Annotated in this window: 12 protein-coding genes; 8 read left to right on the top strand and 4 right to left on the bottom strand. The window is 59.0% G+C overall.

The window, feature by feature from the left end; genetic code table 11:
* Positions 1 to 16: 16 nt before the first annotated feature.
* From AC5YUO_RS08410 to AC5YUO_RS08390, 5 genes are all read left to right on the top strand, one after another.
* Entirely contained in the window at positions 17 to 355 is a 339-nt protein-coding gene (locus tag AC5YUO_RS08410) for a P-II family nitrogen regulator (RefSeq protein ID WP_496152971.1), read from the top strand.
* A 29-nt stretch (positions 356 to 384) separates the two neighbouring features.
* Positions 385 to 1,731: an ammonium transporter gene (locus AC5YUO_RS08405; RefSeq protein ID WP_059759790.1), complete on the top strand. Its 1,347-nt coding sequence runs from the start codon at positions 385 to 387 to the stop codon at positions 1,729 to 1,731.
* Between the two features lie 215 nt (positions 1,732 to 1,946).
* Positions 1,947 to 4,613 (top strand): DNA translocase FtsK, encoded by a 2,667-nt coding sequence (locus AC5YUO_RS08400; protein ID WP_496152970.1) that lies wholly within the window; start codon positions 1,947 to 1,949, stop codon positions 4,611 to 4,613.
* 50 nt (positions 4,614 to 4,663) lie between these two features.
* Positions 4,664 to 5,389 carry an outer membrane lipoprotein carrier protein LolA gene (locus tag AC5YUO_RS08395; RefSeq protein ID WP_496152969.1) on the top strand — a complete coding sequence of 242 codons (726 nt, stop codon included), beginning with the start codon at positions 4,664 to 4,666 and terminating at the stop codon, positions 5,387 to 5,389.
* A gap of 161 nt (positions 5,390 to 5,550) precedes the next feature.
* Entirely contained in the window at positions 5,551 to 6,354 is an 804-nt protein-coding gene (locus AC5YUO_RS08390) for an exodeoxyribonuclease III (RefSeq protein ID WP_400817461.1), read from the top strand.
* 36 nt (positions 6,355 to 6,390) lie between these two features.
* Here the strand turns inward: AC5YUO_RS08390 and AC5YUO_RS08385 are convergent, their stop codons facing one another.
* Positions 6,391 to 6,846 carry a cyclic nucleotide-binding domain-containing protein gene (locus AC5YUO_RS08385; RefSeq protein WP_400817459.1) on the bottom strand — a complete coding sequence of 152 codons (456 nt, stop codon included), beginning with the start codon at positions 6,844 to 6,846 and terminating at the stop codon, positions 6,391 to 6,393.
* Positions 6,847 to 7,000: 154 nt separating this feature from the next.
* Complete coding sequence (locus tag AC5YUO_RS08380) at positions 7,001 to 7,684, bottom strand: response regulator transcription factor (protein WP_003492637.1); 684 nt, start codon at positions 7,682 to 7,684, stop codon at positions 7,001 to 7,003.
* Between the two features lie 183 nt (positions 7,685 to 7,867).
* On the opposite strand from AC5YUO_RS08380, the gene AC5YUO_RS08375 reads away from it, so the two are divergent.
* Positions 7,868 to 8,371 carry a L,D-transpeptidase family protein gene (locus AC5YUO_RS08375; RefSeq protein ID WP_496154831.1) on the top strand — a complete coding sequence of 168 codons (504 nt, stop codon included), beginning with the start codon at positions 7,868 to 7,870 and terminating at the stop codon, positions 8,369 to 8,371.
* Between the two features lie 72 nt (positions 8,372 to 8,443).
* Here AC5YUO_RS08375 and AC5YUO_RS08370 read toward each other — a convergent pair whose 3' ends face one another.
* A complete protein-coding gene (locus AC5YUO_RS08370; RefSeq protein ID WP_003505223.1) occupies positions 8,444 to 9,013 on the bottom strand; it encodes a CarD family transcriptional regulator in 570 nt (189 codons plus the stop codon).
* A gap of 542 nt (positions 9,014 to 9,555) precedes the next feature.
* On the opposite strand from AC5YUO_RS08370, the gene AC5YUO_RS08365 reads away from it, so the two are divergent.
* Positions 9,556 to 14,316 carry an NAD-glutamate dehydrogenase gene (locus AC5YUO_RS08365; RefSeq protein ID WP_496152968.1) on the top strand — a complete coding sequence of 1,587 codons (4,761 nt, stop codon included), beginning with the start codon at positions 9,556 to 9,558 and terminating at the stop codon, positions 14,314 to 14,316.
* A 105-nt stretch (positions 14,317 to 14,421) separates the two neighbouring features.
* Positions 14,422 to 15,798 carry an MFS transporter gene (locus tag AC5YUO_RS08360; protein ID WP_496152967.1) on the top strand — a complete coding sequence of 459 codons (1,377 nt, stop codon included), beginning with the start codon at positions 14,422 to 14,424 and terminating at the stop codon, positions 15,796 to 15,798.
* Positions 15,799 to 15,846: 48 nt separating this feature from the next.
* On the opposite strand, the gene phaR is transcribed toward AC5YUO_RS08360, so the two are convergent.
* A complete protein-coding gene (gene phaR / locus AC5YUO_RS08355; RefSeq protein WP_003520279.1) occupies positions 15,847 to 16,422 on the bottom strand; it encodes a polyhydroxyalkanoate synthesis repressor PhaR in 576 nt (191 codons plus the stop codon).
* Positions 16,423 to 16,580: the final 158 nt, after the last annotated feature.

Genomic DNA, 16,580 nt, shown 5'->3' with positions numbered 1-16,580 from the left:
AAGGATGGGAAACCAGATGAAAATTGTGATGGCCATTATCAAGCCGTTCAAGCTGGATGAAGTGCGCGAAGCGCTCACCGGCGTCGGCATCCAGGGCCTGACCGTGACCGAGGTAAAGGGTTACGGACGCCAGAAGGGGCATACCGAGATTTATCGCGGCACGGAATATGCGGTGAGCTTCCTTCCCAAGCTGAAGATCGAGATCGCAGTTCCATCCGACGTCATCGACAAGGCTGTCGAGGCGATCGCGTCTGCGGCAAAGACCGGGCAGATCGGTGACGGCAAGATCTTCGTCTACTCTATCGAACAGGCCGTGCGCATCCGTACCGGCGAAACCAACACAGAAGCGCTTTGAAGCACGGCTGACAGGGGAGTTTTCCAACCATGCAACTCAACAAGTTTTCAACGCTCGGCAAGCTGGGCGCCGCAGCGGCGGCCCTGATGGCGCCGGCCATCGCCTTTGCCCAGGATGCCGCGCCGGCAGCAGCCGCAGCGCCCGTTCCGGAAAAAGCCGACACCGCATTCATGTATGTCGCGACGATCCTCGTGCTTTTCATGATCATTCCGGGTCTGGCCCTGTTTTACGGCGGCCTCGTCCGCACCAAGAACATGCTCTCCGTTCTCATGCAGTGCACGGTCGTCGGCGCGGTCATGATGCTCGTCTGGGTCATCTACGGTTACTCCTTCGCCTTCGGCGGCGGCACCGGCCCCTATTTCGGCGGCTTCGGCAAGCTGTTCCTGTCGGGCGTTTCGCTTGACAGCACCTCCGCCACCTTCTCTGAAGGCGTCGTGATCTACGAATACACCTTCATCGCCTTCCAGATGACCTTTGCGGCCATCACACCGGCTCTGATCATCGGTGCTTTTGCGGAACGCGTGAAGTTCTCCGCCGTCATCCTCTTCACCATTCTCTGGGCCACCTTCGTTTATTTCCCGGTCGCACACATGGTCTGGGATGCGAACGGCCTGATCTTCGGCATGGGCGCGCTCGACTTCGCCGGCGGCACCGTCGTTCACATCAATGCCGGTATTGCAGGTCTGATCGGCGCGATCATGGTCGGCAAGCGCACCGGCTTCGGCAAGGACATGATGGCTCCTCACTCCATGACGCTGACGCTCGTCGGTGCCGCCATGCTGTGGTTCGGCTGGTTCGGCTTCAACGCCGGCTCCAACCTTGAGGCATCGGGTGGTGCGGTTCTCGCCACCATGAACACCTTCCTCGCAACCGCAGCAGCCATCGTTTCCTGGTCGCTGGTTGAAAGCTTCACCCGCGGCAAGGCCTCCATGCTGGGCGCCGCTTCGGGCATGATCGCCGGCCTCGTCGCCGTCACGCCTGCCGCCGGCTCCGTCGGTCCGATGGGCGCCATCGTTCTCGGCCTCATCGTTTCGCCGATCTGCTACTTCTTCGTCTCCGTGGTGAAGAACAAGTTCGGTTATGACGACACCGCCGACGTCTTCGGCGTCCACGGTATTGGCGGCATCATCGGCGCTCTCGGCACCGGCATCTTCACCTCGCCGCTGCTTGGCGGCACGGGCAAGGAAGACTTCTCCATCGCCTCGCAGCTCTGGACCCAGTTCGTTGCCGTCGCCATCACCATCGTCTGGTGCGCCATCGTCTCGGCAATCCTCTACAAGATCGTCGACGTCATCGTTGGTCTTCGGGTTCCGGTCGAAGCCGAACGCGAAGGTCTCGACCTCGCAACCCACGGCGAAGCCGCCTACCACTCCTGATATCGCGGACAAGGGGTTCTCCATCCCCTCTCCCAAAAGAAGGCCCGCTCCGGCGGGCCTTTTTCTTTGCTGAAAATCCGAAGCGCATCAAAAGACCGCATGGTTAACACGACATTAACCAGCGAGCGGTTAGTTTTCCCTGTCAATCCGGGATCAGGTCACCCTGCCGGATCTTGCCGAAACCACAAAACAACGGGTTCAGGGACATGGGCAGAATGCATTCTCCGACATTCGATGGTCGTCACACGCGCTTCGTGTTGACGGCGTTTTTCGTGCGTCAGATCATGGCTCTCGCCGGTTTTGCTCTTTTAGCCACGATTGCGCTCGGCATCGCCGCGCTTGCCACATGGAATGTGGCGGATCCGAGCCTCTCCTATGCCACGGGAAACCAGCCCACCAATCTTCTGGGTTACAGCGGCGCAATCTTTGCCGATATCGTGATGCAGTTCCTCGGGCTTTCCGCAATCATCTCGCTTCTGCCCGTCATCGCCTGGGCGATCGCGCTGATCGCGGGTCGCAAACTCCACCGCATACCTGCCCGCCTCGTCGCATGGGTTGCGGGCGCCATCGTCTGCGCTGCCTCGCTCGGCTGTTTTCCGGCCCCCGTCACCTGGCCGCTACCGAACGGCATCGGCGGCGTCATCGGTGACATGATCCTGCGCTTTCCCGCCCTTTTCATCGGCGCTTACCCCACCGGCACCATCGCCACGGTACTGGGTGTCATATTTGCGGCGCCCGCCGCTTGGCTGATGCTGTTTGCCGCCGGTATTGTGGGCGGTCTGGATGACGAGTTAGAACGCGAAGAAGCCGCTCCCGTCGCCACCAGCAAGGCCCGCGCAACCCGTGAGGCAGAAGAGGATGATGAAGACGACGGCGAGGGTTTCTTCGCCAATATGCTCGCCTTCGGCGCGCTGACGCATTACTGGTACATCACCCAGGCGCGTTTCCGCCGCCTGTTCGGCCTGAAGTCGAAATCCCTGCACGACGAATTCGAACATCCTTACGACTTCAACGAATATGAATTCGGCACGCTGAACGAGCCCTCGCGCCTCAAGACCGCAATCAATCGCCTCGACCAGCGCGCAGAGCCGTCTTTCGAAGAACGCGCCGCATCGCGTCGCCAGATGTCGCCTCCCTCCATTGCGCTCGATCACGACGAGGACATGGATGACGAACCACCCTTCGACGCGGATGGACAGCGGCTGCCGAACGGCATTCTCTCCGACGACGAGTCCGACCAGAAATTCACCGCCAGACAGGCGCCTGGACGCGGGCAGCCCAGAATAACCGCCCCTTCGGCACGCCCGAAGCCGAGCGAGCGCGTGGCAAGGGAGGCGCAGGCCTCTTTCATCGCCGCAGACGGTTTCCAGCTCCCCACCGTCCACCTTCTGGCGGAACCGAAGAATGTCGTGCGCGACAATATGCTGAGCGAGGAAGTGCTGGAACAGAACGCCCGCCTTCTGGAAGGTGTTCTCGAAGATTTCGGCGTCAAGGGTGAGATCATCCACGTGCGCCCCGGCCCGGTGGTGACACTTTACGAACTGGAACCGGCACCCGGCATCAAATCCTCGCGTGTCATCGGTCTTGCGGATGACATCGCCCGCTCCATGAGCGCAATTGCCGCCCGTGTCGCCGTCGTTCCCGGCCGCAACGCCATCGGCATCGAACTGCCGAACCAGACGCGCGAAACCGTGTTCCTGCGGGAGCTGATCGGCAGCCGCGATTTCGAAAACAGCAAGGCCAAGCTCGCCATGGCGCTCGGCAAGACCATCGGCGGCGAACCCGTCATCGCCGATCTCGCCAAGATGCCGCATCTGCTGGTCGCCGGCACCACCGGTTCGGGCAAGTCGGTCGCCATCAACACCATGATCCTGTCGCTGCTTTACCGCATGTCGCCGGAACAATGCCGCCTGATCATGATCGACCCGAAAATGCTGGAACTGTCGATCTATGACGGCATTCCGCATCTGCTCTCTCCCGTCGTCACCGATCCGAAAAAGGCCGTCGTGGCCCTGAAATGGACGGTGCGCGAGATGGAAGAGCGCTACAAGAAGATGTCGAAGATCGGCGTGCGCAACATCGACGGCTTCAACAGCCGCGTGCAGCAGGCGCTCGACAAGGGCGAAATCCTCACCCGAACCGTACAGACCGGCTTCGACCGCCAGACCGGCGAGGCGATCTACGAAACGGAAGAGTTCGACCTGAAGCCCCTGCCCTATATCGTCGTCATCATCGACGAAATGGCCGACCTGATGATGGTCGCAGGCAAGGACATCGAAGGCGCGGTGCAGCGTCTGGCGCAGATGGCGCGCGCCGCCGGCATCCACGTCATCATGGCGACGCAGCGCCCCTCCGTCGACGTCATCACCGGCACGATCAAGGCAAACTTCCCGACCCGCATCTCCTTCCAGGTGACGTCGAAGATCGACAGCCGTACCATCCTTGGAGAACAGGGCGCCGAACAGCTGCTCGGCATGGGCGACATGCTCTATATGGCAGGCGGCGGACGCATCCAGCGCGTACACGGCCCCTTTGTTTCCGACAATGAAGTTGAAGAGATCGTCGCTTATCTGAAAACACAAGGCGCGCCGGAATATCTGGAAGCCATCACCGAGGAAGATGACGAGGAAGGCGCTGGCGGCAACCCGGCCGGCGGTGGCAACTTTTCCGATTCCGAAGACCCCTACGACCAGGCCGTCGCCGTCGTGCTTCGCGATGGTAAAGCCTCCACCTCCTATGTGCAGCGGCGCCTCGGCATCGGCTACAACCGCGCCGCCTCGCTGATCGAGCGCATGGAGCAGGAGGGCATCATCGGCCCCGCCAACCACGCCGGAAAACGCGAAATACTCGTACCGACGGAAGCAGACATCATCGAGCGATAACGTCCGCAACCAAGCGCGGCGGAGAAGCGTTATTACACGCTTTCAACGTCATGAAGCCGCCGCCTTTTATGCGGACAATTGCTGCGATGAAGGAGAACAGAATGAACGACCTCACCACCGGCGAGACGGCCATCGCAAACGCAAAGCAAAACGGCGTGACGCGACGGGGCGTGCTGACGGCATTTTCCATGGCTGCGGTGATCGCCGGCCTGTCGCCGCTCGACGCATTTGCCCAGGCAGCCGGCAATACTGCCACTGCGCAGAAAATCGCCAATCATTTTTCCTCGGTCAAAACCATGATGGGCGAATTTGTGCAGTTCGGCCCGCGTGGTGAGCAGACCGGCGGCAAGTTCTACATCGAACGGCCCGGCAAACTCCGTTTCAACTATGAAGATCCCTCACCCATGCGCGTCATCGCCGACGGCAAGAACGTCGTCATCGGCAACATGAAGCTGAAGACATGGGATCTCTATCCGCTGTCCAAGACGCCGCTCAGCCTGCTTCTCTCCGACAAGATCGATCTCGGCAACCAGAAGGTCCGCGATGTGAAGGAAGAATCGGATCTGACCACCATCGTACTCGGGGACAGGAGCGTCTTCGGCGATTCCACCATTACCCTGATGTTCGACCCGAAGACCTTCGATCTGAGACAATGGACCACGACCGACGCCCAGAACAAGGACACGACGGTCATGATCTTCAATGTGCAGACCGGCGTGAACCTTGATGAACGCGTCTTCAACATCAATTACGAGGAAGTCCGCAAAGGCGGCTGAGGCTTCAGGCCCAGAGGAAACTCTTCGAAAGGCGACCCATGGTCGCCTTTTTCATTTTCCCGCTAAAATACATTCCCGTTTTCGTCACGATGTTATAAGCCTGCGCCCCGGAAACTTGTCACGGCCCATGCGGTTCGCGGCAATAAAAGCGGAGCACATGCATGTCGTTTTCGATAACCACCTGGAACATTAACTCGGTCAGGCTCAGAATGCCGATCGTTGAGCAGTTTCTGGTGCGTTACAAGCCCGACATTCTCTGCCTGCAGGAAACGAAATGCCCAAATGGCGAGTTTCCGATGAAGCCCCTGAAGGCACTCGGTTATGAGCACGTCATCATTCATGGCCAGAAGGGCTATCATGGCGTCGCCATCGCCTCGAAGATTCCACTGGCCGAAGACCATCGACAGGACTATTGCGGTGTCGGGGATGCGCGGCACATATCCGCGATTTTCCAGGTTGGATCGCGCCGCGTGCGGCTGCATAATTTCTACGTTCCGGCCGGTGGCGACGAGCCGGATCGGTCGATCAATCCGAAATTCGGCCACAAGCTCGATTTCATCGAGGAAATGAAGGCGCTGCGCGCCGATGGCGTGCCCGGCACCTCATCCATTCTCGTCGGCGATCTCAACATCGCGCCGCTCGAGAACGATGTCTGGTCGCACAAGCAACTTCTGAAGATCGTCAGCCACACGCCTGTCGAAACCGAAGGCATGCTTGACATCATGAAGAAGGGCAACTGGCTCGATCTGATGCGCCTGAACGTGCCGGAGACGGAAAAAATCTATACCTGGTGGAGTTACCGAGCCAAGGACTGGGAAGCCGCAGACCGCGGCCGCCGTCTCGACCATATCTGGTCGTCGCAGGATCTCGGTTCCTCGCTCGAAAAAATCGACATATTGCGCGAGGCCCGCGGCTGGAACCGTCCATCGGACCATGTTCCCGTCACTGCCCATTTCCGGTTCTGAACAGGGCTTTAAGGCGAAGCCGGTTCGGCGCGGAAGTCAGACGAAGCGGTTGTGCAAACGGGCTGCCCCCGCAGCCAGCGAAGCGATATTATCGCGAATACGCGCCGACACGATATCGGCAACCTCCGGAAACTCCTCCACCAGCCGGTGGAAGAGGATGCGCGTTATCCGGATGACTTCGGAATCCTCCGCCGCGACGGCAGTGAATTTCCGTTCGCAGAGCGTGAAAAGCGCGAGTTCAGAGAGCAACGCACCCTTGCCCGGTGTCGCCTGCAGCACGGGCTTTCCATCCCGCCCGGCCGCGAAAAGCTCGAAATGGCCTGATGTCACCGCAAAGGCGCATTCGGCCGGTGAATGTTCCCGGAACAATGTCTGCCCGGCCGAGACACGGCGGCGTTCCGCACCGAAGGCGATAAGCCGCAGCTGGTCATCGCTGAACCCCGCGAATAACGGCACTTGCCCCAGCAGCATGATATCGTCCGTCAAGGCCATGTCGATCGTTACTCCGGAAAACCGCCTGCATCACTATAGCGGTTTTCCAATATCGTCCCTCAAAATACAAGATGTTAGAACGCCGCGCGTCATTTCGGACGCGCGGCGTGAACTTTCAAACCTGACATGATGACCAGCGCAAAGGCGCCCGTTGTCAGGGAACGATCTTGTAGCCGCCGTTCTCGGTCACCAGAATTTCGGCATTGGAGGGGTCGCGTTCGATCTTCTGGCGCAGGCGATAGACATGCGTTTCCAGCGTGTGTGTGGTCACCCCGGAATTGTAACCCCAGACCTCCTCCAGCAGGACATCGCGGGTCACCACGGCGCTGCCGGCGCGGTAGAGATAACGAATGATCGCCGCTTCCTTTTCCGTCAGCCGGATTTTCTTCCCGTCTTCGGTTGTCAGAAGCTTCTGGCTGGGCTTGAACTGATAGGGTCCAACGGTGAAAACCGCGTCCTCGCTCTGCTCATACTGGCGCAATTGAGCCCGGATACGCGCCAGAAGCACGGCGAAGCGAAACGGCTTCGTCACATAGTCGTTGGCGCCCGCCTCGAGCCCGAGGATCGTATCGGAATCGGTGTCGTGCCCGGTGAGCATGATGATCGGTGCCTTGAAGCCGCCCTTGCGCAACAGCTTCACCGCTTCACGGCCGTCCATGTCGGGAAGGCCGACATCCATGATCAGAAGGTCGACCTGGGCGGTCTTGGCGGTCTGCATCGCCTGCGCGGCATTGGCGCCGCTGAGCAGCGAGAATTCCTCATAGGGAGACAATTGCTCGGTCAGCGTCTCCCGAAGATCGTCGTCATCGTCCACCAGAAGGATAGTGCGAGCCGTCATTCGGATTCTCAGCCTTTCTTACTTTAATCGTCAGCCAATTCAGCGGTTTGCCGATAAAAGGTCAACCCATTGCCATCATATGATGAAGTGCTATGACTTCACGTTAAATAACCTGCAAAGCAAAATCTCGTGAAAAACATGAGCAAACGCCCCCCAGAACAACGTAAACGCGTGTCGACGCTCATGGTTCGGCCGGCTCCCCTGAAAATCAGCCGGGCCATCGTGCAATTCGGGCATCTCACCTTTCCCGCCGCCATCGGACGTAACGGCCGCACCCCACTCAAACGCGAGGGAGACGGGAAATCACCGATTTCCGTCATCCGACTGCTGCATGGATTTTATCGCGGCGATCGCATTTCCGCTACTGCGACGGTATTGCCCATGCAACGGACGCGAAAATCGATGCTGTGGTGCGACGAGCCTCGCAACTCCAATTACAACAGGCTGGTCAAGGCACCCTTCACGCCAAGCCATGAAGAAATGATGCGCAAGGACGGCCTCTACGATGTCTGTCTGGTGCTGGACTGGAACATCACCTCACGAAGCCGCAACCGCGGCTCGGCGATCTTCATACACATGATCCGACCGGGATACGAGCCGACCGCAGGCTGCGTTGCCCTCCACTCCCGCGACATCAGGCGCATTTTGCCCCATCTGCGCAAGGGCACGAAAATCCGTATCCTGTGATGGGTATCCAGCCAATCGGGCAACAAAAAACCCGCCATCAAGGCGGGTTTTTTTAGAGGGAAAAGCCGGTTATTAAGCGGCTTCGTCCTGAGAATCGTCCTCTTCGACGGTCTTGCCGCGCTTGGGGCCCTTGGCAAGGTTGACTTCCACCAGGCGAACAGCCTCGGTTTCGGACATCTTGTTGACGGCGGCGATTTCGCGCGCCATGCGGTCGAGAGCGGCTTCGTAAAGCTGACGCTCGGAATAGGACTGCTCCGGCTGATTTTCCGCACGGTAGAGATCGCGCACAACTTCCGCAATCGCGATGAGATCGCCGGAATTGATCTTCGCATCATATTCCTGCGCGCGGCGCGACCACATGGTCCGCTTCACACGCGCCTTGCCCTGCACCACTTTCAGCGCCCGCTCGACAAAATCGCCTTCGGAAAGCTTGCGCATGCCGATGCTGACGGCTTTGGCGACGGGAACTTTAAGACGCATCTTGTCTTTTTCGAAATCAATGACAAAAAGCTCAAGCTTCATGCCGGCGACTTCTTGTTCCTCGATGGCAGAAATGGTACCGACACCATGAGCGGGATACACAATCGCTTCACCGGTCTTGAAACCGTGATGTGCTGGAGATTTCTTCTGCTGGGTCGTCATTCGTTCTAAAAACTCCCTGTTACATACCCGGGGATGCCGGGGTTGGGTCGGTCAGGCCCTGATGAGACGGGGGAACCGTCAGGTGACTCCGCACTGGTCCAGCCGTGCACGCAAAAACACACCTTCCCGTCTTGCGGGGTTCGATAACGTAAACGCTCGATATGTCACGGAAACCGCGTGCAAAAGAGGTGTTGCTTTCGTGGTGTTTTTGGGCACACAAATGCCACGCTGTGGATCAGTGTCGTTGGTGTACCACAAAAATAGGCGCAAATCAATAATTTGCTTCGACCGTGGCCGCAACATCACATGGCAGCCAAAGAACCGCCTAAAAATTAGCCGCAGAAATACTGTCAAAATGCTTCGTGACAGGCCCTCATGGCAAAAGCAGCAAAAAAATTTCGTTTCCAAACTGAAGAAACACGAAAGCCTCTTAAACTCTTCGTAATTCCACGCCAATATCCGATTCGACTGAAAAGGCAAAATCCGCAAATTGGCGATGCTTTTTTATATTAAAGTGTGATTTTTGGAGGAATCCACGTCAAATGGGCTACAGAAATAATCCAAAACGCGAAAAACAGATCGAAAAAGCGCGCCAGCAGGCAATTGCCGAAAATGTCCAATTTCTTGATCCAGGTATTCTTTATGGAAGGGCAAGCGCCGACGATATAGAATATTATTCCGCAGAGATGCTGGCTGCGAGCGCCGCTCACAGTTTCGAGGCGCTTTCGCACTGGGCCGGAGACGCTCCGTACATCGGCATCTCCCAGGTGGAGGGCGTTTCGCCGCGGGACATTCCGGTAACGGTCCTGACCATTATCGGCCGCAATATGCCCTTCCTCTACGATTCCGTCATGGGTGAGGTCACCAGCAGCTATCGCGGCCTTTACCTCGCCGTGCACCCGATACTGGTGCGTGACGAAAGCGCGCAGGCGGGTTATCGTCTTGCGGAACCCGAGGATGATCCCGCTGAGAATATCAGCCTCATCCAGCTGCATATCGCGCCGCTCACGCAGCAGGCCGCCGCAACGCTGGAAGAAAGGCTGCGCTTCGTGCTGACGCAGGTCCAGTTTGCCTATCGCGACTGGCGGCCCATGCTGGCGAAACTCGACGAGGCACTGGACGAATTGTCCAAACGCGGCTCGTCACGGCGCAAGACGGAGCGTGCGGAAGCCGTCGAATTCCTCAGCTGGCTTCGCAACGACAATTTCACCTTCCTCGGCATGCGCGACTACACCTATTCCGGCAAGGGAAAGAACGCCAAGATCGAGCGCGGTGACGGCGTCGGCCTCGGCAGCCTCAGCGATCCGGATGTGCGCGTGCTGCGCCTCGGCAAGAACGCCGTGACGACGACGCCGGAAATCCTTGCCTTCCTCGACGGCCCGGATTTCCTCATCGTCACCAAGGCCAATGTGAAATCCATCGTGCACCGCCGCGCCTATATGGATTATATCGGCATCAAGCGCTTCGACGAGGATGGCAATGTCATCGGCGAACTGCGCATCGTCGGCCTCTTCACCGCCACCGCCTATACGCGCTCGGTCAAGCAGATACCCTTGCTGCGCGCCAAGGTCGCGGAGGTCGAACGGCATTTCGGCTTCGATCCGAACAGTCACTCCGGCCGCATCCTGCAGAACACACTGGAAGCTTATCCGCGCGACGATCTCTTCCAGATCGAGACCGATCTTCTGATCCGCTTCGTCGAGCAGATCATGGAACTCAGCGACCGGCCGCGCGTGCGCGTTCTTGCCCGTATCGACCGTTTTGACCGCTTCGTTTCGGCCATCATCTTCGTTCCGCGCGAGGAATATAATTCCTATGTGCGCGAGAAGATCGGCGATTATCTGAGCAGGGTCTATGACGGACATATTTCCGCCTATTACCCCGCCTTCCCCGAAGGCGCCGTCGCCCGCGTCCACTTCATCGTCGGCCGCACGGAAGGCAAGACGCCGCGTATCGCCCAGGATAAGCTCGAAGACGCCGTCAGCGACATTGCGGCGCGCTGGATCGATCATTTCATCGCCCTCTCCGAACCGGGTGCGCCGGTGCTGGAGGTCGATCAGGCCTATCAGGAAGCCTTTACCCCGGAAGAGGCGATCGGCGACATGCCGGATATTCTGGGTGCGGCGAAGGGCGAACCCGTCCGTATCGAATTCTATCAGCAGGAAGGCCAGTCGGCGGAAACGCTGTCGCTGAAAATCTTCCACCGCGACGGTCACCTGCCGCTTTCGCGGCGCGTGCCGCTGCTCGAAAATCTCGGTTTCAACGTCATCAGCGAGCGCACCTTCGATATCGGCGTCGTTTCGGACGGCGAAAAGCACGATATCGTGCTGCATGACATGGAACTGTCCGTCTCCAAGGGAACGACGCTCGATCTGCCGCACTATGGACCGAAACTCGAAGAAGCATTCCTTGCCGCCTTCTCCGGCAAGGTGGACAATGACAACTTCAACCGCCTGATCCTCGCGTGCGGCCTTACCGTGCGCGAAGTCTCCGTGCTGCGCGCCTATGCCCGTTATCTCCGCCAGACAGGCATCGTCTATTCGCAGGAGCATATTTCCGAAACACTCTATAAATATCCGGCCATCTCCCGGAATATTTTCGCGCTGTTCAAGGCCGGCTTCGATCCGTCTGTCGATGAAAAGAAGCGGCTGAAGAAACTCGCCGAAATACACAAAACAATCGAAGCGGCCCTGAGCGGCGTTCCCAATCTCGATGAGGACCGTACCCTCAGACGTTACGTCAATGCCATCGACGCGACGTTGCGCACCAATTACTTCCAGAAAAACGACGATGGCACACCGCGTGACATTCTTGCCTTCAAGTTCGATCCCAAACATCTGGATGGCCTGCCCGATCCGCGTCCCTTCCGCGAAATCTTCGTTTATGGAACCGAGGTCGAAGGTGTGCATCTGCGCTTCGGCAAGGTCGCGCGCGGTGGCCTGCGCTGGTCGGATCGCGGTCAGGACTACCGCACGGAGGTGCTCGGTCTCGTCAAGGCGCAGCAGGTCAAGAATGCGGTGATCGTTCCGGTGGGCGCCAAGGGGGGCTTCTTCCCGAAGAGCCTGCCCGCCGGCGGCTCCCGCGACGAGGTCTTCAATGCCGGCCGCGAGGCCTACAAGACCTATATCCGCACCCTGCTTTCGATCACCGACAATATCGTCGATGACGCCATCGTGCCGCCGGCCGATACGTTGAGGCTCGACGGTGACGATCCCTATTTCGTCGTCGCCGCCGACAAGGGAACGGCAACCTTCTCCGACACGGCGAACGGTCTTGCCCATGAGGCCGGCTTCTGGCTGGACGATGCCTTCGCATCGGGCGGCTCGGCCGGTTACGACCACAAGAAGATGGGCATCACCGCGCGTGGCGCCTGGGAAACGGTGAAACGCCATTTCCGGGAAATGGACACCGACATCCAGACGACCCCCTTCACGGTGGCGGGTGTGGGCGACATGTCCGGCGATGTCTTCGGCAACGGCATGCTGCTGTCGGAAAAAATCAGGCTGATTGCCGCCTTCGATCACCGCGACATCTTCATCGACCCGAGCCCCGATACCGACAGGTCCTTTACTGAGCGCAAGCGGCTTTTCGAATTGCCGCGCTCCAGCTGGCAGGATTATGACCGCTCGACTCTCTCCGCCGGCGCAATGATCATTTCCCGCTCGGAAAAATCGGTAACGCTGACGCCGGAAGCCGTGGCCGCCATCGGCATCGACAAATCAGTCGCCACGCCCTTCGAGATCATGACCGCGATCCTGAAGGCGCCGACCGATCTCCTCTGGTTCGGCGGCATCGGCACCTACATCAAGGCGGCGGTGGAAACCAATGCCGAAGTGGGTGACAGGGCCAATGACCCCATCCGCGTCAATGCAACAGAGCTACGCGCCAAGGTCATCGGCGAAGGCGCCAATCTCGGCATCACCCAGAAGGGTCGCATCGCCTACTCGCTTTCGGGCGGGCGCTGCAACTCCGACGCCATCGACAACTCGGCCGGCGTGAACTCCTCCGACGTCGAGGTCAACATCAAGATCGCGCTCGCCTCCGCCGTCAACAGCGGGCGCCTGACGATGCCGAAACGCAACCAGCTTCTTGCCTCCATGACCCCGGAAGTGGCGCAGCTGGTATTGCGCAACAACTACCTGCAATCGCTGGCGATCTCGCTGACGGAGCGGCTCGGCCTTTCGAACCGCGAAGAACTCGGCCGCCTGATGAATGCACTGGAGACGGCCGGACAGCTGAACCGCAAGGTCGAAACCCTGCCGAACAATGCCGAACTGAGCGAAAGATATGCCTCAGGCAAGCCGCTGACCCGGCCGGAAATCGGCGTGCTCCTCTCCTATGCCAAGCTCACCCTGTTCGACGCATTGGTGGCGAGCCCACTTCCGGACGAGCCTTATCTACAGCATCTTCTGGTCGATTATTTCCCGGCAAAGATGCAGAAGAACTATGCGGACGATATCAAGTCGCATCGCCTGCATCGCGAAATCGTCGCGACCGCGCTCGCCAATGCCGTCGTCAATCGCGGCGGCCCGGGCTTCGTGCAGAAACTTGCCGATGCGAGCGGCCTTCTGGCGGCCGATGTCGTCAAGGCGGCGGTGATCGTCGAGGATGGTTTCGGTCTCAAACGCCTGTGGAGCGAAGTCGACGCGCTTGACGGCAAGGTCGGGGGTGAAGTCCAGAACGGGCTTTATGCCACGATCACCCGCATCTTCTCGGATGCGAGCAGGCTTTACCTGCAAACCGGGAGCGCGGGCGCGGCAACGGGCGACATGGCGACCGAAATCGAGCGCCTGAAAACCGCGATCAAGACGCTGTCGCCGGCAGCGGCGAAGTATCGCCGCGAACTCGGCGTCACGGAAATCGACGGTGTTCCTTCCGGTCTTCTGGAGGAACTCGATACGCTTTCCCTGCTCGTCTATGTGCCTGAAATCATGCGCATCGCCGAAAGCGCCGGCACCACGCTTGCGCGCGCCGCCGAAAGCTATGCCACCGTCTCGTCGACCTTCCGCGTCGCGCGTCTGCTGGATGCAAGCCAGCGCATCACCCCGGCGGATCATTACGAGAGCCTGGCTCTCCTGCGCAGCCAGGACCAGATCTCCTCGTCGCGACGCCGGATCGTCATCTCCGCGCTGACCGAATATGCCAGGGAAAAGGATCCGGTTCAGGCCTGGTATGCAGCGGACCGCGTGCGCGTCAACCGCATCGTCTCCGAACTCGGCGCACTCAGCGACAGCGGCGATACCAACCTTGCCCGTCTGACGGTCGCGGCCGGGCTGCTTGGCGATATCGTTCAGGCACGCTGATCGGCAGCCTTAAAACACGCCATCCGGGTCCCCCGGATGGCGCCAGACAAGACGGATGCACCCGCATCGCGCATTTTATTTCCCGATTTTCCGATAGGACGATGAATGACTGTCCCTTCCCCAAATGCGGAAACAGTGGTTGCCAAACGCGGCATCTGGGGCTGGGTGATGTTCGACTGGGCAGCGCAGCCGTTTTTCACGGTGGTCACGACTTTCGTTTTCGGGCCCTATTTCGTCGCCCGCCTCACCGATGATCCCATTTCGGCGCAGGCGACATGGAGCAACATGGCGACGGTGTCGTCGATCATCATCGCCCTCTTCTCCCCGATCCTCGGCTCGATTGCCGATCAATCCGGCGCGCGCAAGCCATGGATCGCCTTTTTTGCCGTCATCAAGATCGTCAGTCTCTTTTTCCTCTGGTTTGCCGCACCCGGTTCGCCGCTCATTCTTCCAATCGTCTCCATGATCCTCGCCTCCATCGCGGCGGAATTTTCCATCGTCTTCAACGATTCCATGATGCCGCGGCTGACCAATCCGCAAAATGTCGGACGCATTTCCAACCTCGCCTGGGGGCTCGGTTATCTCGGCGGCATGGTGGTGCTGATTGCCGTGGTGACGCTTCTGGCCGCCAACCCACAGACCGGGGTGACCATCGCCGGTATCAAGCCGCTTTTCGGCCTCGATCCTGCAACCGGCGAGGATGCCAGAATAACCGGCCCACTCGCAGCGCTCTGGTATCTCATCTTCATTCTGCCGATGTTTCTTCTCACTCCCGATGCTGAAAAGGGCCTCCCCTTCGCAACCGCGATCCGCTCGGGATTGGGAGAGCTGAAGATCACCCTGCGCGAGTTGCGCTACCGCCCCATGCTGTTGCGGTTTCTGATTGCGCGCATGCTCTATCAGGATGGCGTCAATGGCGTTCTCATTCTGGGCGGTGCCTTCGCAGCCGGCATGTTCGGCTGGGCGACGATGGAAATCGGCCTCTTCGGCATCCTGCTCAATGTCGTCGCCATCGCAGGCTGCTTTGCGGCCGGGCGCGTCGACCAGAAACTCGGGTCGCGCATCACCATCCTCGTCAGTCTGGTGCTTCTGCTGGTCGCCACGCTTGGCATCGTCTCCACGGAGAAAGGCTCCACCCTGTTCGGCTGGGTGCAATTATCGACGGTGGATAATGGCGGTATTTTCGCGACCGGCGCGGAGAAAGCCTATCTGCTGTATGGCGTGCTGATCGGCCTTGCCTTCGGCCCGGTTCAGGCTTCGTCACGCTCTTATCTAGCCCGCAATATCACCGTGGCGGAGGCGGGCCGTTATTTCGGCATTTATGCGCTCTCCGGACGCGCCACCAGCTTCATGGCAACCCTGTCTTTTTCGATAGCAACCACTATAAGCGGCTCTGCCCATATCGGCATGGCGACACTCATCGTGTTTCTGGGATCCGGGTTGCTGCTGTTGCTGCGCGTGCCGGAAAGATCGGCACGCTGAAGCAGAAGCCGATGCGGTTCATCAAAACCCGGCATCGGCCCGACAGGATCAAAGCTGGTCGAGCTTTTGCTGCAATGCGCGCAACTGCGCCTTCAGCTCATCGATTTCAGATGCATTCGGCTTGCGGGTTTCCTTAGGCGCCTGCGGCATTGCGAAAGGCGTGAAACCCTGCATCGCCTGCCGGAAGAGCTCCGTATTGCGGCGGATCTGCTCTTCCATCATCTGCAGTGGCGCCTGAAAATTGCGGGCCAGCGAGCCATCGCCGAAAGCCTTGGCCATATGCTCCTGCATCTGGCTCTGCTGGTCGGAGAAGGTCTTCATCGAATGTTCGAGAAATGTCGGCACGACCATCTGCATCTGGTCACCGTAATAGGAGATCAATTGCCGCAGAAACGCCGTCGGCAGCAGCGTATTGCCGGTTTTGGCCTCCTGTTCGACGATGATCTGCGTCAGGACGGCATGCGTAATGTCCTCGGACGACTTGGCATCCTGAACCTTGAAGTCCTCACCGCGCTTGACCATCTGCGCGAGATCATCGAGCGTCACATAGGTGCTGGTGCCGGTATTGTAGAGCCGCCGGTTAGCGTATTTTTTAATGATTGTTTCGCCGTCGTGTTTCGCCATGCCCGCCTCCTCGCGATGATGGTATTTTCTTGTTTTTTGGTGTTCTTGCTCTTCCCGGCGCAAAGTGTATGCGCAAAACAAGCCCTCTGACAAATGTTTTGTGCATCGCAACAGTTTGTTTTTTGCGCAGCAATTTTCCGCAAGATTTCAGCGTGATT

This window comes from Agrobacterium sp. LEGMi-208b, from assembly GCF_059511785.1.
This window is presented reverse-complemented; position numbering and strand designations above follow the sequence as displayed.